This is a genomic window from Pedobacter sp. MC2016-15 (assembly GCF_026239695.1).
Lineage (GTDB): Bacteria > Bacteroidota > Bacteroidia > Sphingobacteriales > Sphingobacteriaceae > Pedobacter.
The window spans coordinates 24,585-46,144 of the sequence record NZ_JAPIVS010000004.1; the positions used below are offsets into that span (position 1 = coordinate 24,585).

At 42.0% G+C, this 21,560-nt stretch carries 21 protein-coding genes; 11 read left to right on the forward strand and 10 right to left on the reverse strand.

Features of this window, described 5'->3' with window-relative positions:
• Positions 1-90: 90 nt before the first annotated feature.
• The gene (locus tag OQY15_RS12690; RefSeq protein ID WP_265792136.1) at positions 91-717 is read left to right on the forward strand and encodes a tetratricopeptide repeat protein; all 627 of its coding nucleotides are present in this window, start codon (positions 91-93) and stop codon (positions 715-717) included.
• A gap of 50 nt (positions 718-767) precedes the next feature.
• Here the strand turns inward: OQY15_RS12690 and OQY15_RS12695 are convergent, their stop codons facing one another.
• Complete coding sequence (locus OQY15_RS12695) at positions 768-1,190, reverse strand: hypothetical protein (protein WP_265792137.1); 423 nt, start codon at positions 1,188-1,190, stop codon at positions 768-770.
• A 110-nt stretch (positions 1,191-1,300) separates the two neighbouring features.
• Entirely contained in the window at positions 1,301-2,818 is a 1,518-nt protein-coding gene (gene gpmI / locus OQY15_RS12700; protein WP_265792138.1) for a 2,3-bisphosphoglycerate-independent phosphoglycerate mutase, read from the reverse strand.
• 137 nt (positions 2,819-2,955) lie between these two features.
• On the opposite strand from gpmI, the gene OQY15_RS12705 reads away from it, so the two are divergent.
• The 4 genes from OQY15_RS12705 (at position 2,956) to OQY15_RS12720 (ending at position 5,819) form a co-directional block, all read left to right on the forward strand.
• A complete protein-coding gene (locus OQY15_RS12705; protein WP_265792139.1) occupies positions 2,956-3,351 on the forward strand; it encodes a DUF4783 domain-containing protein in 396 nt (131 codons plus the stop codon).
• Between the two features lie 49 nt (positions 3,352-3,400).
• Positions 3,401-4,243, forward strand: a complete 843-nt coding sequence (nadC, locus tag OQY15_RS12710) for a carboxylating nicotinate-nucleotide diphosphorylase (protein WP_265792140.1) — start codon at positions 3,401-3,403, stop codon at positions 4,241-4,243.
• 5 nt (positions 4,244-4,248) lie between these two features.
• Positions 4,249-4,896 (forward strand): glycerol-3-phosphate 1-O-acyltransferase PlsY, encoded by a 648-nt coding sequence (gene plsY / locus OQY15_RS12715; protein WP_265792141.1) that lies wholly within the window; start codon positions 4,249-4,251, stop codon positions 4,894-4,896.
• A 95-nt stretch (positions 4,897-4,991) separates the two neighbouring features.
• Positions 4,992-5,819: a M48 family metallopeptidase gene (locus OQY15_RS12720; protein WP_265792142.1), complete on the forward strand. Its 828-nt coding sequence runs from the start codon at positions 4,992-4,994 to the stop codon at positions 5,817-5,819.
• Between the two features lie 34 nt (positions 5,820-5,853).
• Here the strand turns inward: OQY15_RS12720 and OQY15_RS12725 are convergent, their stop codons facing one another.
• From OQY15_RS12725 to OQY15_RS12740, 4 genes are all read right to left on the reverse strand, one after another.
• Positions 5,854-7,110, reverse strand: a complete 1,257-nt coding sequence (locus OQY15_RS12725; protein WP_265792143.1) for an anthranilate synthase component I family protein — start codon at positions 7,108-7,110, stop codon at positions 5,854-5,856.
• Positions 7,111-7,175: 65 nt separating this feature from the next.
• Entirely contained in the window at positions 7,176-8,453 is a 1,278-nt protein-coding gene (locus OQY15_RS12730; RefSeq protein ID WP_265792144.1) for an adenylosuccinate synthase, read from the reverse strand.
• A gap of 36 nt (positions 8,454-8,489) precedes the next feature.
• Positions 8,490-8,978, reverse strand: coding sequence for a transcriptional repressor (locus tag OQY15_RS12735; protein WP_142529464.1), 489 nt, complete (start codon positions 8,976-8,978; stop codon positions 8,490-8,492).
• A gap of 62 nt (positions 8,979-9,040) precedes the next feature.
• Positions 9,041-11,248: a bifunctional (p)ppGpp synthetase/guanosine-3',5'-bis(diphosphate) 3'-pyrophosphohydrolase gene (locus OQY15_RS12740; protein ID WP_265792145.1), complete on the reverse strand. Its 2,208-nt coding sequence runs from the start codon at positions 11,246-11,248 to the stop codon at positions 9,041-9,043.
• A 109-nt stretch (positions 11,249-11,357) separates the two neighbouring features.
• Here OQY15_RS12740 and OQY15_RS12745 point away from each other — a divergent pair, with 109 nt between their 5' ends.
• The 3 genes from OQY15_RS12745 (at position 11,358) to OQY15_RS12755 (ending at position 13,943) form a co-directional block, all read left to right on the forward strand.
• Positions 11,358-11,978, forward strand: coding sequence for a DUF4294 domain-containing protein (locus OQY15_RS12745; protein WP_265792146.1), 621 nt, complete (start codon positions 11,358-11,360; stop codon positions 11,976-11,978).
• Between the two features lie 25 nt (positions 11,979-12,003).
• Entirely contained in the window at positions 12,004-12,720 is a 717-nt protein-coding gene (gene bshB1 / locus OQY15_RS12750) for a bacillithiol biosynthesis deacetylase BshB1 (RefSeq protein ID WP_265792147.1), read from the forward strand.
• Between the two features lie 83 nt (positions 12,721-12,803).
• On the forward strand, positions 12,804-13,943 hold the full coding sequence (locus tag OQY15_RS12755; protein WP_265792148.1) for a TlpA disulfide reductase family protein: 1,140 nt from the start codon (positions 12,804-12,806) through the stop codon (positions 13,941-13,943).
• Here OQY15_RS12755 and OQY15_RS12760 read toward each other — a convergent pair.
• Positions 13,936-14,361, reverse strand: a complete 426-nt coding sequence (locus OQY15_RS12760) for a hypothetical protein (protein WP_265792149.1) — start codon at positions 14,359-14,361, stop codon at positions 13,936-13,938. The genes OQY15_RS12755 and OQY15_RS12760 overlap by 8 nt on opposite strands.
• Positions 14,358-15,689 carry an L-lysine 6-transaminase gene (gene lat / locus OQY15_RS12765; RefSeq protein ID WP_265792150.1) on the reverse strand — a complete coding sequence of 444 codons (1,332 nt, stop codon included), beginning with the start codon at positions 15,687-15,689 and terminating at the stop codon, positions 14,358-14,360. The genes OQY15_RS12760 and lat overlap by 4 nt, the downstream gene beginning before the upstream one ends.
• 321 nt (positions 15,690-16,010) lie before the next feature.
• On the opposite strand from lat, the gene OQY15_RS12770 reads away from it, so the two are divergent.
• Complete coding sequence (locus OQY15_RS12770) at positions 16,011-16,481, forward strand: sigma factor-like helix-turn-helix DNA-binding protein (protein WP_265792151.1); 471 nt, start codon at positions 16,011-16,013, stop codon at positions 16,479-16,481.
• Positions 16,468-16,977, forward strand: a complete 510-nt coding sequence (locus tag OQY15_RS12775; protein WP_265792152.1) for a hypothetical protein — start codon at positions 16,468-16,470, stop codon at positions 16,975-16,977. Before OQY15_RS12770 ends, OQY15_RS12775 begins: the two co-directional genes overlap by 14 nt.
• Before the next feature lie 14 nt (positions 16,978-16,991).
• On the opposite strand, the gene OQY15_RS12780 is transcribed toward OQY15_RS12775, so the two are convergent.
• Entirely contained in the window at positions 16,992-19,436 is a 2,445-nt protein-coding gene (locus OQY15_RS12780) for a TonB-dependent receptor (RefSeq protein ID WP_265792153.1), read from the reverse strand.
• A 124-nt stretch (positions 19,437-19,560) separates the two neighbouring features.
• Positions 19,561-20,433, reverse strand: a complete 873-nt coding sequence (locus tag OQY15_RS12785; RefSeq protein ID WP_265792154.1) for a pyridoxal-phosphate dependent enzyme — start codon at positions 20,431-20,433, stop codon at positions 19,561-19,563.
• Between the two features lie 96 nt (positions 20,434-20,529).
• On the opposite strand from OQY15_RS12785, the gene OQY15_RS12790 reads away from it, so the two are divergent.
• Positions 20,530-21,558 (forward strand): RluA family pseudouridine synthase, encoded by a 1,029-nt coding sequence (locus OQY15_RS12790; RefSeq protein ID WP_265792155.1) that lies wholly within the window; start codon positions 20,530-20,532, stop codon positions 21,556-21,558.
• Positions 21,559-21,560 lie beyond the last annotated feature (2 nt).

The window sequence follows — 21,560 nt, forward strand, 5'->3', positions numbered from 1 at the left end:
CGTTAACCCATTGAATATTTATAAATGATATTTTACCTTTAGCTAATCGGCTATGATTTTATATCTTTATTTGTTATTAAATAAAACTTGATGAATTACATTAAAAAAACGCTTGTATTACTTTTAGTTATTAGTGCTCAAATCAGCTTTGCTCAAAGTGGAAGTTATGATAAGTTAGGGATGCAGGCAATGATGAAAGGCGATTACAAAGGAGCTGTGGCTCAATTGGAAAAAGCCGACTCCAAAAGCCCAAACAGCCCAAGTGTATTAAAGATGCTCGGTTATTCTTATTTTCAATGTGGTAACTTCGAAAGTTCCATCGAGACTTACAGTCGTCTGATTACTGTTAAACCTTCAGATTATTCTGCCTACTATTACAGGGGAAAGGCCAGACAAAACATAGCGAATGATCCTAAGGAATCTTTAAATCAGATGCGCGAGACCTTTTATTTATCGGCTATCAAAGATTTTACGAAGGCAATAGAGATCAATGGCGAAGAAGACACTCAACTGTTACAAAACAGGGGTTTGGCATATAAAGATTATGCAATTTATAAATCCTATAAGATCAAGAAAAAAGCTGATAAGGAAGCTTGTATTGCCATCTTTAACAGTTCAGTAGCTGATTTTCAGAAAGTACTGATCGTTCAGCCGCTACGAAAAGATATCATTTCGCTTATCGATTATGTAAAAGCACAAATCTCGAGTTTAAAATAAACTGAGATGAAAATAAAAAAGGGTGCTTCATTTGGAGCACCCTTTTTTATTTAAAAAATAAATCTCCCGGTAATCCGGTAACTCTTTTGGTTCAGCAGCTTGATATGTTGCGTTTTCCTGATCTCATACAGGCTATCAGGAAAATACGAAAGGGTATCTCTAGAAGTGTAGAGTGTATTGGAATTACTCATCAGAATCTGGATTTTGAAGATCCTGTGATCCTTGTACTGTATCGTTAAAGACTTTACTGCTACCTTATCATTATCAGAAGTATAAGTATCTTCTGTTGCATTCTTTTGGCGGCTGAACAGACCTTGCCAGGCCGACTTATTGATATCTGCATCAGAAAATGCAGATAGTTCTTTCTGCCAGTCGCTGATTTTTATTTTTTTATGCTCTTCAGAATCATTCACCATTACCGCTTTATCAATCTCGGGATTTAGCTTTTGGAGGTGTTTTACTTCCTTCTCCATGAAGCCTTTCAGATCGAAGTAGGGAGAGGCGGAATTTTGTTTTTTGGGAGCTGCAGAATCACAACTCCCCAAAAACAAAACAATTAGGAAGAGGAATAAAGAATTCCTCATTATACCAGGGCCTTTCCTGTCATGATCGCAGGTTTTTCTATACCCATAATCTTAAGAATTGTAGGCGCAACATCCCCTAGTTTTCCATCAGCAATGCTCGTATAATCTGTGCCAACAAGAATACATGGAACCAGGTTTGTTGTATGTGCAGTGTTTACAGAACCGTCACCATTGACCATATATTCGGAGTTTCCGTGATCTGCCAGAATGATAAATGAATAACCATTTTCAAGACCTTTGGTAACCACAGCCTGGGCACAGCGGTCGGCAGTTTCTACAGCTTTAACTACTGCTTCAAATACTCCGGTATGACCCACCATATCAGGATTCGCAAAGTTCAGACAGATAAAATCTGCCCAGCCCGACTCCAGTTCCGGGATGATGGCATCAGTTATGCCCTGTGCGCTCATCTCTGGTTGTAAATCATAGGTAGCAACCTTTGGAGAAGGAATCATAATCCTTTTTTCATCTGCAAAAGCCTGCTCTCTGCCACCAGAGAAGAAGAAAGTTACGTGAGGATACTTTTCAGTTTCGGCGATTCGGATCTGATGTTTATGATTTTTCTCCAGGATCTCGCCCAGAGTTTCACTTAAGTCATCCTTGGTAAAGATCACTTTTACGTTCTCGAAGTTATCATCATAACTGGTCATTGTCACATAGTACAATGGCAATTTGTGCATATCTACGTCCGGATAATCATTCTGTGTAAGGGCGGCAGTAATTTCACGTCCCCTGTCAGTTCTGTAGTTGAAGCAAATGACCACATCATCCGGTTGAATTGTAGCAACCGCCTGACCATTTTCTGTAACCACGATAGGTTTCACAAACTCATCAGTGATACCTTCGGCATAGGATTTTTCGATCGCAGCAACAGGATCTGCCGTATGCTCGCCGATACCTTTTGTCATTACATCGTATGCCTGTTTTACACGTTCCCAGCGTGAGTCTCTGTCCATGGCATAGTAGCGCCCAATTAAACTTGCAATTTTTCCGGTAGAGGTTTTCAGGTGCTGGTCAAGGTCTTTGATAAAGCCAAGACCAGAATTAGGATCTGTATCCCTGCCATCCAAAAAGCCGTGAATAAAGACATCTTTAAGACCATTTTCATTAGCGGCATCGCACAAACCTTTTAAATGATTGATATGGGCATGTACACCACCATCAGATACCAGTCCGATAAAGTGAACAGCTTTTTGATTCACTTTTGCATATTCAAATGCATCAGATAATGTTGTATTTGTTTTGATGGATCCATCGCTGATCGCTTTATTGATACGGCCGAGTTCCTGATATACCACTCTGCCTGCTCCAAGATTCATGTGGCCAACTTCAGAGTTTCCCATTTGTCCTGCAGGCAAGCCTACGGCCTCACCTGAAGCTTCAAGTTTGGAGTTGGGGTATTGCTGAAGCAGGGAATCAAAGAAAGGGGTGTTTGCTGCGTATGCTGCATCTGATTTATCCTGTTTTCCGTAACCCCACCCGTCCAGAATGAGGAGCATCACTTTTTTATTGTCCATTTGAATAGTATTGATATTTCGCCGGTTTTTAAAACCTAACAAATATAGTCCTATTGGTGTTTGATCAATAATCTAATTGAATTTTATGATCTCTTAATGGCATAATTTGTGTGCAAATTTATTGTTATCTTTAGAGTATGATAAGACCATTACTTCCGGTACTGTTGATATTGACACAGATATGTAGTGCTATGGCCTTTCAGGGCGATATTGTAGATACTTTATCTGCATTGTTCAAGTCCGCAAATTCAAAGGAGATCAGTAAAAATTTCTCGTCTTCGGTAGAATTAGGTGTAAACCAGGAAGAAGATGTGTATCCTAAAGCACAGGCTGAACAAATACTGAGAGAATTTTTTACTAAAAATCAGCCACTGAGTTCTGCTGTGGTTCACCTGATAAATACCAATCCAAATTACCGCTTTGGTATCCTTGCGCTCAACACTAAGAATGGCAAATTCAGGGTTGCTGTGACACTGAAAAAAACGTCAAATACCTTTTTCATCACGGAATTAAGGATTGAGCCGGATAAATAATAACGTTAATTTATGTTAAAAATGCTATTTTTGATCTAAAATACTAGTTTTGGATAAGAAATTAATAGACCTGTTTATAAAGAATGCCATTGCTGAAGATCTCGGTGATGGGGATCATACATCACTTTCTACCATACCTGCCGGCGCAACCGGTAAAGCAAAATTATTGGTTAAAGAGCCTGGAATCCTGGCCGGAGTAGAACTGGCGATTGAAATCTTTAATCAGATAGATGCAAACCTTCAAACAGAAATTTTCATCACTGATGGAGAGACTGTCAGCTATGGGGATATCGCATTTACAGTTGAAGGCAGTACCCATTCAATATTACTGGCGGAGAGATTAGTGTTGAACTGTATGCAACGGATGAGCGGCATTGCAACTAAAACCAACCGCATTGTAAAGTTACTGGATAACTTTCCAACCAAACTGCTTGATACCCGCAAAACTACTCCCGGACTACGATACCTTGAAAAATGGGCTGTACGTATAGGTGGGGGTGTTAACCACAGAATAGGTTTGTACGATATGATACTCATCAAAGATAACCATGTAGATTATGCTGGTGGTATTACCAATGCGATCTCCGCGGCGAATCAATACCTGGCCGATCAGGGCAGGCAACTCGAAATTGAGATAGAAGTAAGAGATATTGCAGAACTGAACCAGGTACTTGAAAAAGGAATGGTAAACAGGATCATGCTGGACAACTTCAATTTTGATGACCTTCGTGCTGCCGTAAAATTGATAGATCATCGTTATGTAACTGAAGCTTCCGGTGGAATTACTGAAGAAAATATAACGGAATATGCAGAATGTGGTGTTGATTACATTTCCATGGGAGCGCTTACGCATTCGGTTAAGAGTTTAGACATGAGTTTAAAAGCCTATTAGAAGGTATGATATCTATCTTTTCTATATCTGCAGTTATTTTAGCTTACCTCTGTGGTTCAATTCCTACAGCTGTATGGATTGGTCAGGCATTTTATGGTATTGATGTCAGGGAATATGGAAGTGGAAATGCAGGTGCAACCAATACTTTCCGGGTATTAGGTAAAAAGGCAGGTATTGCAGTAATGACGATTGACATTGCCAAAGGATATACGGCAACTAAACTAGCCTATTTTATTGGGCTTTCAGTTACCGGTCCGCACAACTCCTCGCAATTTGTAAATTATGAACTGGCTCTGGGCGTTACAGCAGTTATGGGCCACTTATTTCCAATATTCGCCGGTTTCAGGGGTGGCAAAGGCGTGGCGACACTTTTTGGAATGATTTTGGCAGTTAACTTTCCGGCAGCGATGCTTTGTGTTCTTGTCTTTGTCGTGATCTTGCTGGTAACAAAATATGTTTCTTTAAGTTCTATTTGTGCAGGTTTTACTTTTCCACTGGGAATTGTTTTTGTACTGCACTCTACAATTAAGTCAGAGGTTTTATACAGTATGTGTGTTTGTGTCCTCATCCTGGTTACCCATCAGAAGAACCTGGAAAGGTTACTCAAAGGTAAGGAATCCAAAGTATATCTGTTTAAAAAGAAGCAGCGTTAGCATACAGCTTATAGTTCACAAAGCAAATACTTGACGTAAATTATAGCCGCTGAAAACAAATATTTACTGATGAAAAACCAACTAAATTAATACTGATGAAGAAGTTAATACTAACAGGAATTACTGCAGCGATTTTGCTGAACTATGGTTGTTCCACTGTTCCGCTTTCCGGAAGAAACAGGATAAGTTTTGTGAATGAGAGCGAAATGCAGACTGCCGCTGCACAAAGTTATTCAACACTGCTCAAAGCTCCTGAAACCAAGGTTTTAAATAATGCAGATGCAGTAAGGGTAAAGAATATTGGTCAGAAGATAGCTGCGGCTGTTACCAGATATATGAATGCCAATGGTTATGCCTCGCAGATTGACGGGTTCAAATGGGAGTTCAACCTGATTGACAGCAAAGAAGTAAATGCATGGTGTATGCCCGGTGGTAAGGTTGCTGTGTATACAGGTATTTTGCCGGTGACAAAAGATGATTCAGGACTGGCAACAGTGATGGGCCATGAGATTGCACACGCTATTGCGCACCACTCTTCTGAAAGAGCTTCTAAAGCTGCCGTAGCCCAGGGCTTAGGCGGACTCTTAGGGGCAGCTACAGGTGGTCAGTCTGCTGCAACACAGGGAGTGATCAACCAAGTTTACGGTATTGGTGCCCAGGGTCTTTATCTGCTGCCTAATTCGAGAACACAGGAATTGGAGGCAGATCACCTAGGACTCATATTTATGGCTATGGCGGGTTACAATCCTTCAACAGCTGTAGGTTTCTGGCAGCGGATGGCGGCACAAAGTCAGGGCGCACAAAAACCCTCAGAGTTCTTTAGTACTCACCCTTCAGATGCTACAAGGATCGCTCAGATCCAGAAAGATCTTCCTGAAGCACAGAAATACCTTAACTCTACTACAGGCAAGCCTGTAAACTAATAAAAGATTAAAATTAAGAATCTGAAGGGCCGGTTTACCGGCCTTTCAGCGTTTTAACAATTGCTGAAGCCTTCAGCAGACATTCCTCATATTCTGCTTCTGCCGATGAAGCATAGGTAATTGCACCTCCCACCTGGAATGAAAGGTACTTACTGCTCTCATTATAGAGTATACTACGAATCACTACGTTGAAATCAAAATCTCCATCGGGTTCAAAATATCCGAATGATCCCGAGTAAATACCTCTTCTGCTACATTCGGTTTCCTCAATCAGTTCCATGGCCCGCACTTTAGGTGCCCCAGTCATTGAGCCCACAGGGAAAGTATTTTTCAAAGCCTCAACAGGATGTATCAAAGGATCAACTGTGCAGCTGATGGTAGAAATCATCTGATGAACCTGTGGAAAAGTGTAAATCCCAAATAGCTCCTCTACCTTTACAGACCCTTTAACTGCGCTTTTGGTAAGGTCGTTTCTCACCAGGTCTACAATCATCACATTTTCGGCCTGCTCCTTTGTGCTATTCAGCAACCCAAGCCTGATCTTTTCATCTTCCTCCGGATCTGAACTCCGCTTTGCGGTACCCTTGATCGGTTGCGAAAACAATTGATTTTTTCTTTTGCATAAGAAACGTTCCGGGCTGGCTGAGAGAATATATTTGTCTGTCAGTTTGAAGAATCCCGAGAAGGGGGTAGGTGATACATCTTTTAAATTCTGATAAACCTGATAAGGATTGATTGCGGCCTGCTCAGCGAAGAATTCCTGACAGAAAGTGACTTCGTAGATATCTCCCAGGGAAATCGACTTCCTGAGTTTTTCTACTTTCTCCAGATAGCTATCCTTATCCATCTTTGAAAGGATAACAGGGATTATGCCGGCAGATGCCGGAGGCAGTTTGATGTTGCTTATTGTATTCAGCAGCTCTTCGGGGCCTGTGATTATCGTTGGCAGACCGTCTTTTACAGCGATCAGAAACTGCGGTACAAAAAAGAAAACATCAGGGAATTGGAGCTGATCCGGGTGTGCAGAATTCAGTTCCTCCAGTTCGTTTTTGAGGTCATGTCCCAGCATGCCAAACATCCATCCGGGATGCTGCTCATAGAAGTCTCTCAATCCATTAAAGGCAAGACCTGCTGATTCTGTTATCTGATGTTGTGCTCCTGCCGCCAGCAGAAAATCATATTTGGAATAAGGATCACTGTACTGATTGGAATCAAGACAGCAGCAAACCTCGAACTGAGTTGCCCAAAGTAAGGCCTGTTGTTTAAATATCGATAAATCCTGTGTATTCATTGTGCCCATAGAAATGAGGGGAAATAAATAAGGCGGCAAACAGCCGCCTTATTTATTTGATGATTCTAGTTAAGAATCAAAGTCTGTACCCTGTCAGGGCCAACAGAAAGGTATTTTACAGGTACTCCAAGTTCCTTTTCCAGGAAGGCCATATAATCAGCCAGCTGTGCAGGGATTTCTTCCACCTTTGTGATTTTAGTAATATCAGTTTTCCAGCCTTCAATTGCTTTCAATACTGGTGTTGGTTTGATAGAGATAATGTCATAAGGCATATAGTCGATTGTTTCTCCATTATGCTCATAATGCGTGCAGGCATATATCATATCAAAATCACTCAGCACATCAGCTTTTGTCATTACCATTTCAGTAACACCGTTAAGCATGATTGCATATTTCAGTGCAGGAAGGTCAATCCATCCGCATCTGCGGGGTCTGCCGGTAGTAGCACCAAATTCATGACCCACCTGGCGCAGTTTCTCACCCACTTCATCTTCCAGTTCTGTAGGGAAAGGTCCGCTTCCTACACGTGTGCAGTAAGCTTTAAAGATACCCACCACACTTCCGATGCTGTTTGGCGCAATGCCCAAACCTGTGCAGGCACCAGCAGTAGTAGTATTAGACGAGGTAACAAAAGGATAAGAACCGAAGTCGATATCCAGCAGTGTACCCTGTGCACCTTCTGCAAGAACTTTTTTACCTTCTTTCAGGTAACCGTTCACAAAATGCTCACTGTCAACATGAGGAATAGTTTTTAGGAATTCTACAGCTTCAAAGAAAGCGGCCTCTTTTTCTTCCAGGTCGTATTCAAAGTTGTAGTGCGAAAGCAATTCTTTATGTTTTGTTACCAGTTTGGTGTAACGTTCTTTAAAATCTGGCAATGTAGTATCCCCAACACGAAGACCGTTACGTCCGGTTTTATCCATGTAAGTTGGTCCGATACCTTTAAGTGTAGAACCGATTTTATCCTTACCCATTTTCTGCTCATTGGCAGCATCCAGTAACTGGTGTGTTGGCAGGATCAGGTGTGCTTTACGTGCAATCACCAGTTTGCCTGTGGCAATTGGATCATGACCAGCCTTTTTAAGGTTATCTAATTCTCTTTTTAAAATGATGGGATCGATTACCACCCCATTACCAATCAGATTCATGGTTTTCTCGTTAAAAATACCGGAAGGAATGGTATTTAAAACAAACTTTTTGCCATCAAACTCTAAGGTGTGGCCGGCATTCGGTCCGCCTTGAAAACGAGCTATCAAATCATATTGCGGACATAAAACGTCAACAATTTTTCCCTTGCCCTCATCGCCCCATTGCAGGCCAAGAAGCACGTCTACTTGCGTCATTATTTTAATTTAAGAAAAGATTATAATTGTGTTCTGTTAACTTGCATTTTTGATTTCTTCCTTGTTTTTGATCGTGGCTTTGGCCGAACAGTCAAAGCAGGTACCATACAAATTTAAAGAGTGGTGTTTGATGTCAAACTTTAATAAGTCGCCCACCATAGATTGAATCTGGTGGATACGCGGATCACAGAATTCAACCACTTTTCCGCAATCGATACAGATAATGTGGTCATGCTGATGGTAACCGTAAGACTTCTCAAACTGAGCCATATTTTTTCCAAACTGATGTTTGGTCACCAGATCGCAGGAAACCAGCAGTTCCAGTGTATTGTACACTGTAGCCCTGCTAACGCGATATTTCTGGTTCTTCATATGGATGTACAGTGTTTCTACATCAAAATGATCATCTCTGGAATATATTTCTTCTAAGATCGCAAAACGCTCAGGCGTTTTTCTCAGACTTTTATTTTCGAGGTAGGCTTCAAATATTTTTCTAACCAACTCGCTGTTGTGGTGTGTAGACATAGTTTTAAAACTCCTTTCAAAGGTATCAATTTTTAAACAGAACTATAAGATTTATTCAAATTTTACGCATCGAAACGCGTAACTCCGGTTACGCCCTTCACTTCTAAAAGGTTTTTGATCAGGTTGTCAAGGTGCTCTTTATCATTTACAAAGATCATAATTGACCCGTCAAAGATACCATTATCTGTATCAACGGTGATAGAACGCATGTTTACCTTAAAATCATTTGAAATAACTTTAGTAATATTATTGATCAGACCTACATCATCGATACCTACAATGTGTAAACCTGTAAGGAAGGTCAGCTCTTTGGCTTTGTTCCATTTTGCCTTTACTACCCTGTATCCATAATTGGCCATCAGCTGGGCGGCATTGGGACAGTTGGTGCGGTGGATCTTGATACCTTCACTAACGGTTACAAAACCAAACACATCATCTCCCGGGATGGGATTACAGCAGGCAGCCAGCGTATAATCTATTTTCTGCAGGTCTTCACCTATCAGCAGGATATCCGATTCCGGACCTTTAACCTTATTTAATAAAGCTTCAATCTGCTGGCCATCATTCTTCTCAGTACCTTTATTCTCAATTTCTTTCTCGCTGGCAACATACTCCTTCAGGTCCTTTAATTCAATTTTACCGTTGGCTACTGCGATAAAAAGCTCCTGTGTGGAAGCCAGTTTAAAGAAATAACTCAGCTTATTCAGATTGTCTGTATTATAAGTGATTTTCAGGGATTTCAGCTTACGCTCCAGTGTTTCCTTGCCTTCCTCAGCAATTTTTCTTTTCTCCTCCTTCAGTGAAGATTTTATTTTGGACTTGGCTTTCGCTGTGACAACGATATTGAGCCAATCTTCTTTAGGAGTCTGCTTGCTGGAAGTGATGATCTCCACCTGGTCGCCATTCTGCAATTTGTAAGACAGCGGCACCAGCTTGTGATTCACCTTGGCTCCAATACATTTCGCACCTACATCGGTATGGATCTCAAATGCAAAATCCAGTGCCGTGGCACCCATTGGGAGTTGGATCAGCGCACCTTTTGGGGTAAATATGAAGATCTCATCCGAGAAAAGATTCATCTTGAAATCATCGAGGAAGTCGAGCGCATTAGCCTCCGGGTTATTCAGCATCTCCCGTACTTTCATGATCCACTGGTCAAGCCCATTGTCATTGCTCGATTCTTTGTATTTCCAATGCGCTGCAAAACCTTTTTCTGCAATCTCATTCATCCTTTGAGTCCGGATCTGCACTTCCACCCATTGTCCTTTAGGACCCATTACCGTCGTGTGCAAGGATTCATAACCATTTACCTTGGGCGAAGACACCCAGTCCCTCAGCCGGTCAGGATTTGGGCGGTACAAATCGGTAACAATAGAATATGCCTTCCAGCAATCTGCTTTTTCATTTTCAGGGGTGCTGTCCAGAACAATCCTGATGGCAAAGAGATCATATACCTCTTCAAAAGGTATATTCTTCTTTTTCATCTTATTCCAGATGGAGTGGATCGACTTTGGTCGTCCGTAGATGTTGGCCACAAAGCCCTGTTCAGCCAGTATTTCGTTGATAGGATCTACAAAACGCTTTACAAATAAGGTACGTTCTGCTTTCTTTTCGTTGAGTTGGGTAGCAATAAATTTATAGGTATCAGGCTCCAGATATTTCATGGACAAATCTTCCAGTTCGGATTTGATGGCATACAATCCCAGCCTGTGTGCAAGTGGTGCATACAGATAAATTGTTTCTGAAGCAATTTTCAACTGCTTGTGCCTTGGCATGAAATCCATGGTACGCATGTTATGAAGCCTGTCCGCGAGCTTAATCAGGATTACCCTCACGTCATCTGCCAGGGTCAGCAACATCTTTCTGAAATTCTCTGCCTGCAGCGAGCTGTTGTAATCAAATACGCCGGCGATCTTTGTTAATCCGTCAATGATCTTGGCGGTTTTCTTCCCAAACTCCCGTTCGATATCCTCCAGTGTGATGTCAGTATCTTCGACTACGTCATGCAACAGCGCACATACAATGGAAGTTGTTCCCAGGCCAATCTCTTCAGCAGCGATCTGTGCCACGGCAATGGGATGATAAATATAAGGCTCTCCGGATTTTCTGCGCATCTCTTTATGACTTTCGAGAGCCATATCAAATGCCTTCCTGATCTCCTTTTTATCACCCTTCTGCATGGTCGGCTTACAGGCGCGCAAGAGTGCCCGGTATCGCTTCAGGATTTCCTGCTTTTCTGCTTCTAAATCAATCACTAAGGTGTTCTTCATTGTATTTTTTTCGTAATAATTCTAGCTAGTCAAACGTTTAAAGCTATATTAGATTCAGTTATAAACCTAATGTATTAAATTTACTTTAACTTTGTGGGAGTATAAATTTATGAAATTTTGCAGGTTATTTATTCTGTTATTTGTCATTATTACCACAGAAAGGCTAAATGCTCAGGAGAATCCTGCGTCTTACAAGTTTCCTCCAAGGGGTAAGAATGATACAATCAGGGTAGCCTCTACCAATGATAACGGTGAAATGATCCCTTGGATGTCTCTGAATGAGGTAGTTATCTATGCGGAGCGTATCTTCAAAAGTCCTGCTGACCGTGCCGCTTATAACCGTCTCCGTTATAATGTCTTAAAGGTGATGCCATACGCACTTTTTGCAAAAAGAAGGTATGAGCAGCTGGAACGGGACCTGGCTTTAACAACAGATCGTAAAGAACACAAGAAGTTAGTCAAACAGTGTGATCAGGAAATCAAGCAAATGTTTAAAACAGAGATCAAAGAGCTGACGATCACACAGGGACAAATACTCACTAAACTGATCGACCGTGAAGTTGGGCGTACCACTTACGAGATCGTGAAAGAAACCCAGGGGGGAGTAAAGGCCTTCCTCTATCAGTCCGTTGCCCGTGTTGTGGGCCACAATCTAAAAAGCACTTACAATCCCGAAGAAGAAAGGGATATTGAAGCCATTATTGCTTCTTCAGGATTTTACCGGCAATAATGATCATACAAGAATAATCACACACATGAAATTAGATATACTCGTATTAGCTGTCCATCCCGATGATGCGGAACTGGGTTGTTCAGGAACTATTTTAAAACATATTGCCCTCGGGAAAAAAGTAGGGATCATTGATTTTACCAGGGGCGAATTAGGTACCCGCGGAACTGCGGAAACCCGTGATGTCGAAGCCGCAGACTCAGCAAGAATCCTGGGCCTCCATGCCCGCGAAAATCTGAAATTTAAAGATGCGTTTTTTAAGAATGACGAAGCTCATCAGCTGGAAGTTATCCGCATGATCAGGAAATATCAACCGGAAATTGTGTTGAGCAATGCTTTGCGCGACAGGCACCCTGATCACAAACGCGCGGGCGACTTGTCAAACGATGCTGTATTCCTATCGGGATTATCAAAAATCAAAACTTTTGAACAGGGTACAGAACAACAGGCGTGGAGGCCACGGTTATTGTTACAATATATCCAGGATACCTATATCGAGCCTGATGTAATTGTAGATATTACGCCTTATATGGAGACCAAACTGGAATCTATCAAAGCATTTAAAACCCAGTTTTTTAATTCTGATCTGGATGAACCTCAGACATATATCTCCTCACCAGAGTTTTTTGAAAGTACCATCGGAAGGGCAAGGGAATTTGGCAGATCCATTGGAGCTACCTATGCTGAAGGTTTTACCTCCCGCAAACTTCTTGGCGTAGATAATCTGTTTGACTTGCGGTAGATACTTCTGCCGGGGGTATGAAAGATAATGTATTATTCCTTATTTTGGGATAAATTGCAAAAAATTGTAAGAGATATAAGCTGATGAAGAAATTATTTTTAGCATTAATGATAGCCTCTCCGGCTTTGGCATGTGGCCAGCAAAATGGAGAATTTACACTCAACGGAAAGATTGGTACGCTAAATTCTCCCGCTAAAGCCTACCTGAGATATATAGCAAATGAAAAGGAAGTAATTGACTCTGCTGTTCTGACCAAGGGCTCTTTTATGTTTAAAGGGGTAGTGGGCGGACCAACACTGGGGCGTCTGATCCTGGACCATAAAGGTGAGGGGTTGATGAAACTGGACAGGACTGCGGATAATGAGGTGGTCTTTCTGGAACCGGCAGTAATCACCATTTCCGCAAAGGATTCTATTAAAAATGCGGTCATCACAGGCTCAAAGCTGAACGATGACAATGTAAAATATATGAAATTTATAGCGGCTCCTGTTCAGGGCATTGCTGCTCTAAATGCAGAATATGGTGCTGCTCCTGAGGAAAAGCAAAAAGACCAGTCCTACAAAACCGGAATGCAGGAACGTTATGAAAAATACGTAGAGCAACTGAATGGGCTTCAGGCTGACTTTATCAAAGCAAACCCTGATTCTTATTTCAGCCTTATGGCCTTGCGTGAACTTGCAGGTGAAGGCAGCATCGATGTGGCAAAGATTGATCCTTTATATCAGGGGCTTTCTGAAAAAATCCGTGCTACAGTTGCAGGTGTAGAGTTGGGCAAAAGTCTGGATGCTGCCAGAACAACGTCGGTAGGGGCGATGGCACCTGATTTTACCTTGAATGATGTAAACAATAAGCCGGTGAAGCTTTCCAGCTTCCGGGGAAAATATGTGCTCCTCGACTTTTGGGCATCATGGTGTGGTCCATGCCGTGCTGAGAATCCGAACGTAGTTGTTGCCTACAATAAGTTCAAAGACAAGGGCTTTACTGTGCTGGGGGTATCCCTCGACCAACCGGGTAAAAGAGCACAGTGGCTGGCGGCGATTGCCAAAGATGGCCTTACCTGGACTCAGGTATCGGATCTTAAATTCTGGAACAGTGAAGCTGCTCAGTTGTACGGCATCAATAGCATACCGCAGAACTTCCTGATTGACCCATCAGGAAAAATTGCTGCAACAAATTTAAGGGGAGAGGAATTGCAGTCGAAACTGGCTGAGTTACTTAAATAGATTCCTTTCGTTCATCCTGGAAAGGATGTTTCGTGACAATAACATTGCCTACGGCAGTTTTTTCATACATCGCCACACATGATGTATTGAAAGAACTGCCGAAGTTTACCTTTCCGGGCGAAAGTTCTGAAGGTACCGGACTACCCTCCAGAAAATAATAAACTTTGGTCGTTCCACCTTTATGATGTGGTTTGTAATTTCCATAGGTTTCCATTTCCGACCAGACCGTATCCTTTACGGTGACAGCGAATACATATTGAACAGGGCCGGTATTGTTTTCATTTCTATATTCAGCAACCTGCTTAAAGCCTCCTTTTAAGTCTCCAGCACCCGGCTGGAAGAAAGTGGCCTTCAGCATCCAGCCTACTAAAAATAAAACCAGAACAATCAGGAATGTATTTATTTTTCTGTTTCTCATATTCCTACTAAAATTTTTTCCATGACCTCTATACCCAGGTCAATATGGCTTTTCTCTACAATAAGGGCAGGGCGGAACCGTATCGTCTGCTGGCCACATCCCAGGAATAATGTATGGTGTTCCAACCCTTTCCTGATAAAAGTATTACGCATCTCAGAGTCAGGCAAATCAAATGCGCAGAGCAGTCCTTTGCCTCTAACATTGCTGATCTGATCATACCTCCTGGCAAGGGCTTCCAGTTTTTCTTTCAGATACTGTCCAACCTCTGCAGCGTTTTCACAAAGTTTATCTTCATCAATGATCTGCAGGATCTGCGTTGCCCTCACCATGTCCACCAGGTTACCGCCCCAGGTAGAGTTGATTCGCGAAGGTACGTTAAAAACATTGTTTTCTATTTCATCCACTTTAGTACCAGCCAATATACCACAGACCTGCATTTTCTTCCCAAAAGCAAGAATATCCGGACGCGCCTTTTCAGTGTAATGCTGATGGCACCAGAACTTACCTGTTAAGCCAACTCCTGTCTGCACTTCATCGTAAATCAGCAGGGCTTCGTTCTCATCAGCAAGATCCCGGAGCTGAATCAGAAATTCCTCGCGCAGGTGATTGTCGCCACCTTCAGATTGTATGGGTTCGATGATGATTGCACAGATATCATCCTTATTTTCAGCGAAAGCCTGTTTGATCTGAGCGATAGAGATTTCTTCAGAAAGAAGGGTCTGAATCAGGTTATCCCCCTCCTGTGGAAAGGTCACTTTTGGTACAGAAACCCGCGGCCAGTTAAATTTTGCAAACCATTTGGTCTTTTCCGGAGATGTATTGGTTAAGCTCAGGGTATAACCTGTTCTTCCATGAAAGGCTTTTTCAAAGTGCAGTACCTTGAATCCTTTTTCCTGCTGATATCCACGGGCAAAGTTTTTCTGAACCTTCCAGTCCATTGCTACTTTAATGGCGTTTTCAATGGCCAGTGCACCGCCCGCGATAAAGAAGGCATGTGGCAGGTAATCGGGAATACCAATTTTTCCAAATGTTTTTACGAACTGGGCATATTGCTGGGTATATACATCAGAATTGGATGGGTTTGCCATTGCCGCCAATAACAGATGATGCTTGAAATTTTCGTCGTTTAACATCTTAGGATGGTTATATCCCAGAGGGACAGAGGCGAAACAGGTGAAAAAATCCAACAGATTACGGTTGTATTTGGAGTCATAGAGGTAGGCTCCTTTGCTTTTCTCCATATCATACGTGAGGTCAAATCCATCAGCTAAAACGTGCTGGCTTAACGTTTCATTTACCTGTTCCGGGGCAACAGTAAGTTGATACATAGTTTTATATTTTGGTTCTGTCAAATGTATGAAAAACAGCCTGATTAACAAATCCAGGGCATATTATAGGGACTATTGCAGAGATAGATGATAAATCGTTTAATCATGATCTTCGATATTTTTCATCTTATTTATTGTGCCATTTAATTAAAAAAACTATCGTTCTATTTGCTAAGTTTCATTCTGCACAGGCTGATAAAGGGTAAAATGTTTATTTATTTTCAATTCCTCTAAACTTTCTTTAATTTTATATCTTGTCAAAACAGATAAAGACTTGTAGTTTAGTCTTGACTAGATCAGTTTGATAAAGAAAAAACACAGATGCTGAAAACTGACAGACAGGTACTTGTAGAAAGTAAGCCAGAAAGCATACGAAGTCTTTATGATAAGTATGCAGGGGTGCTATTGGGCTATGTTCAAGAAATCGTGAAAGACCGCAAATTAGCTGAAGACTGTTTAGTGCGTATATTTTGTCAGCTTTCTGAGGAGTTTGGAGATGAAAACTCTGAAGGTCCCCGAAACTGGGCACAGCTGCAACGGTATGCCAAAGTGAAGTTAGTGTCATACACTGCGGTTTCAGGAAGAGCTATTGCAAACGGCGAGACGTTCCGGCTGTCTGATGATCCCTATCTGGCAGCATTGTCAGCAGAACAAAAGCAGATCTTTGTTGATATCTACTATTACGGGAAAACGGTTGCGATACTTGCAGCAGATTTAAATAAAACTGAGGAATTCATTCGGAAGACTTTGAAAGAGGCTTTCGCTATACTGAGAAAAAGTGGTGAAAATTAACGAATACATAGAAAGTGGAGTGCTTGAAGCGTATGTATTAGGTTCGGCCTCAGAAGCAGAAGCCAGGGAATTATTATATCTGAAAGCAAAACACCCGCAAATTTCGGAAGCGCTGAGGGATCTTGAAATAGACCTTGAGCATATTTCACAGAGCATGGCTATTACTCCTCCTCCGGGCACCTGGCCAAAGATCGAAGCCAATATCAATGAAATCATTAAAGCCCGCGAATCTGATGCTTTAACCATTGATATGCCTTACAGAGACAGATCTTCTGAATCCTCTAAATCCCGTAAGAGCAGCCAGTTTGTAGAAGTAGAAGCAGAATCCGGACATATGCGGATCAGCAAAATATGGAGATGGATCTTTGCAGCTGTATTCCTGCTGGGCAAAATATTCCTGGCCTGCGCCATTTATTTCTATATTGAGAATAGTCATAATGAGAAAGAGATAGAAATTTTAAAAACTGAATTGCAGCAGATCAAGTCTCTCAGATAATATTTTCTCAGAACTTAAGACTTTGCGCGGTTCTGCTCTTCTTCAGATCCCTTATTTCTTTTTCTCGCTCCTTTAATGGCGCTGCTACCAAAGTGATAAACCCCGGTCAGGCGTAATATCCTGGTTTCCTCTTTCGCATTGTAAACGTAATCCTGTCCGGGTATTTTGCTCCTGGAGACATATCTCAGCGTGTTGAAGACATCACTTGCAGCAAGCTTGATACTGAGTTTTTTGTTCAGCAGCATTTTACTTAATCCCATATCTACACTGTATAACTCCCTGTTTGAAGCGGTGCCCTCAATATTTCTGGAATTATAATATGCTGAAACTTCGGCACTCAGCGTGGGATTTATGGTTAATGTTTGTGTGCTGTTGATATTGAATGAAAGTTTTCCGCTTTTAAACGCTGCGCCAAACAGCTCAGGAGAGGTAAACCGGTTGTAAAAAACAGTCAGATTATTACTTGTGGACCACCATTTTGTGAGCGTAAGCGGAACATTTATGTTAAAATTATAGCTGTCCAAAGATGCAAGGTTTCTGTATGATGCCGCGAGGGTTTTCCGGGCTGTATCATTCAGGGTGACGAAGGCAATGACATCACTGGTGTGGCTGTAGCCAAGACTGGTGTTGATCGTCTTTTTATACGACCAGGAGGCTTCGAATGAATTAGTGTACTGAGGATTTAAAAATGGGTTTCCCTGAGAATAAGTATAAGCATCAAGATAATGTATAAATGGATTTAAGGAAGAATAATTTGGTCTTTCGATTCTTCTGCTGTAAGAAAGACCTATCTCATGGTTTTTGGAAAGTACCCGATTGATGAAAACAGTTGGGAAGAGATTCAGATAGTGGCGGTTCACGGTGGTCTGGGTTTCCAATGAATAACCTTTTGAATTTGTCTGTTCTGCTCTTAGCCCCAACTGTAAGGTTAAGCTTTTGAGTTCAGCACGGAAATTGCCATATGCAGCATTGATATTTTCATCATACATAAAGTGATTACTTTGACGGACGTCATTTTGCCATTGATTGTCTCTGAGGTTATCAATGATGGTAGTATTCTCCGTATTGACGAAACTGCTCTTTAGCCCGGCGTCCAGTTTCATTTTTTTGCTGAAGGGATACGTGTAGTCTGTTTTAACTACCCATATTTTAACAAGTGAAGGTGTTGGATTTCTAAAGGTTACTGTTGGCCTGATCAATTGCCCGTTGACATCATACCAGCTGTTATTATATATGTCGGTTTTATCTCTTTTGTACCTGGAGAAATCGGCATCGAAGCTAATTTCCTGGCCTGCGGTATCTAATACACCTTTATAATTCAAATTATAGGCCGTGTTCCGGTAAGTATACCGGGTTGGGTTTATCGCCTTCAAAGTGGAATCTGTCAGATGAGGATCCTTACTGATCCGGGTATTGATATCAGTTACCTGATTCGCTTTGGTCAGATAGCCGTTCAGTGCCATCCCTATGGTATGCTGATCATTGATGAAATAATCCAAGCCTGTTTTATAATTGGTATTGTTTCTGACCCCGGAATAGCCACCACTCTGGTCAAAGAATGTCTGACCGTTTTTTGTATTTGTCACACGGTCAACTTCCTGATCCGTAAACCTTTTATTTCTGGAATAGTTTACATCTCCAAAAATATTAAACTTCTTTTCTCTCTTGTTGAAGGTGAGCCCACTGTTTTCCTTATCATATCTGCCATAACCTGCGCCAGCAGTTACGGTTCCATTAGTTCCGTAATTCCTGTTCTTTTTGAGCCTGATATTGATGATGCCTGAATTGCCGGCAGCATCATATTTTGAGGAAGGGTTCGTAATCAGTTCAATGCTGGAAATGGCATTTCCATCGGTAGCATTCAGTAAGTTGGCCACTTCCTCATTAGAGAGATAGGTCAGCTTTCCGTCGATCATCAAACTTACGCCTTTTTTGCCCCGCATGCTGATGTTGCCATCTTTATCTACACTTACCCCGGGTGCTTTCCTTAAGATTTCCAGTGCAGTATTCCCTGTGGCCAGGATACTGTTTTCAATATTCAGTACGGTTTTATCCACCTGTCTTTCTAACAGGGGTTTCTTTGCAACGATGTTTACACTGTTCAATTGTTTTGAGGTTGGGCTGAGTAAGATATCTCCGGAAGTGTAAGCCTGGTGTTGCTGATCAATTCTAAAAGGGCCTTTGATCACCCCGACATAGCCGATCATATTAAACGCAATCAGATAAGCGTCCTCAGGCAGGTGGTCAAAAACAAAGCTGCCCTCAGCAGAAGTTATAGCGCCTTTTACAACGGTAGAATCCTTTGCCCTGAGCAATGCTACAGAAACATCATCCATAGGTTTTTGATGGTCGTCAACCACATTTCCTGTGAGGTGACCATTGTTCGGGGTTTGTGCCTGCGTAACCAGGGACAGGCACAGCGTAATCGTACAAACTATTGTAGCTAAATTCTTTCTCATGAGGACGTACATGCGACCCGCATCACTTGGCTGCTGCCTGCGGGTAATTAAATAACAGTCAATTTTATTTTCTGTAAATTTAATTCAAGTATGTCCCGGGGTAAACCCCCTATAGCGGGGGTTTTTAAAGCAATTTTTCCTTCATTCCCATGATCCCGAGCAGTCCGCCGGTATGCAGGGCCGCGATCTTCTCATGAGACTGGAAGTAGTGTTGAGCTGCCAGGTCTTCAATGGCAAAGAACATCTTGGCCGTATAAACCGGATCGATCAGAATGCCATGCCCTGCGCTGAAATCTCTGATAAACCGGAGCAATGCTGGCTGGGTCTTCGCATATCCCCCAAAATGATAACCGGTGTGTAAAATCAACGAAGCTGTTTCCGGGACGTATTTTTGAATATCATCCCTGATAAAATCAGCGCCCTTTAAAACTGGTATCACATGTAGCTTTGTTTTTAAGCCTGCATCCCGAATCCCCTGTAGTAAGCCTGCAGCTGTAGTTCCTGTGCCGGCTGCACAAAACAGATGATCAAGATCCTGCGGAAGTTCTGCAATAATTTCAGCGCAGCCTTTTACCGCTTCTGCAGAGGCACCGCCTTCATTGATAAAATAAGCACTGATATCTCCGGCAAAGTGCTGCTCAAAACATCGTTGTTTATCTCTGTAACTTTCTCTGTCTGTAAATATCAGGTTCATTCCATACAACTGGCAGAGCAGCAGCATTTCGTTCAGTACCTTTTCTCCCCGAACAAAGGCAGTTGCCTGCAGACCGGATCTGGCAGCAGCGGCAGCGGTGGCCACTAAGTGGTTTGAATACGCACCGCCAAAAGTGACCAGGTGATTCTTGCCCTTTTCTGCCGCATCCTGCAGTATATACTTTAGCTTGCGCCATTTGTTTCCCGAGATATAGGGATCGATCAGGTCATCCCTTTTTATCCATAAATCAGTCAGAACCGGATGATTCAATTGTTGCAGGGGACTGTTCAGTGCTGTAAACATCAGGCAAATATAAATCATTATGCTGTGCCAGCTCATTTCTTTCGAGAAATGTAATTGTTAAAGGTTAGTTTTGTAAACTGAATCATAAAATTAAGAATGGAAAATACCAACAGCGGACTGGAACTGGAAGAGCAGGATTTATACGAGCATTTTAATATTGTTGTTGATGGCGGTCAGTCGCCATTGCGTATAGATAAATTCCTGATGCAGCGCATGCAGAATGCCTCCAGAAACCGCATTCAGAATGCGATCGATGCTGGTAACGTGCTCGTGAATAAATCTACAGTAAAGGCCAGCTATAAGGTGAAGCCCGCAGATGAAATTTCGATCGTATTTCCTCATCCCCCGAGAGATACAGAAGTTTATCCTGAAGATATTCCATTGGATATTGTATATGAAGACAATGACCTGCTGATCGTTTACAAACCTGCAGGGATGGTAGTACATCCGGGTTTTAATAACTATACAGGTACATTGGTGAATGCCCTTGCATTTCATTTTGAGCAGCTGCCGCAATTGCCTGGTAATGAAGGCCGTCCCGGACTTGTGCATAGAATTGATAAAGATACTTCAGGGCTGCTGATCATCAGTAAGAACGAGATCACCATGACCAAACTGGCCAAACAGTTTTATGACCACAGCATCACCAGAAAATATATTGCCCTGGCATGGGGTGATATTGCGGAAAATGGCACAGTTTCTGGGTATATCGGCAGAAGTGCAAAAAACAGAATTGTTATGGACGTCTATGATGATGAAGAGAAGGGCAAATGGTCTGTTACACATTATACTGTTTTAGAACGCTTAAATTATGTAACCCTGATCAGTTGTCAGCTCGAAACAGGACGCACGCATCAGATCAGGGCACACATGCAGCATATTGGGCATCCCTTATTTAATGATGCCAACTATGGCGGAGATAAGATATTAAAGGGAACAACGTTTACGAAGTACAAGCAATATGTTGCCAACTGCTTTGAAATGTTACCACGACAGGCACTGCATGCCCAGACCCTGGGTTTCATACATCCTACAACAAAGGAATATATGGAATTTGAGGCACCACTTCCTCCGGATTTTGAGGGAGTATTGAACAAATGGAGAAACTATATTGTACAGGCATAACA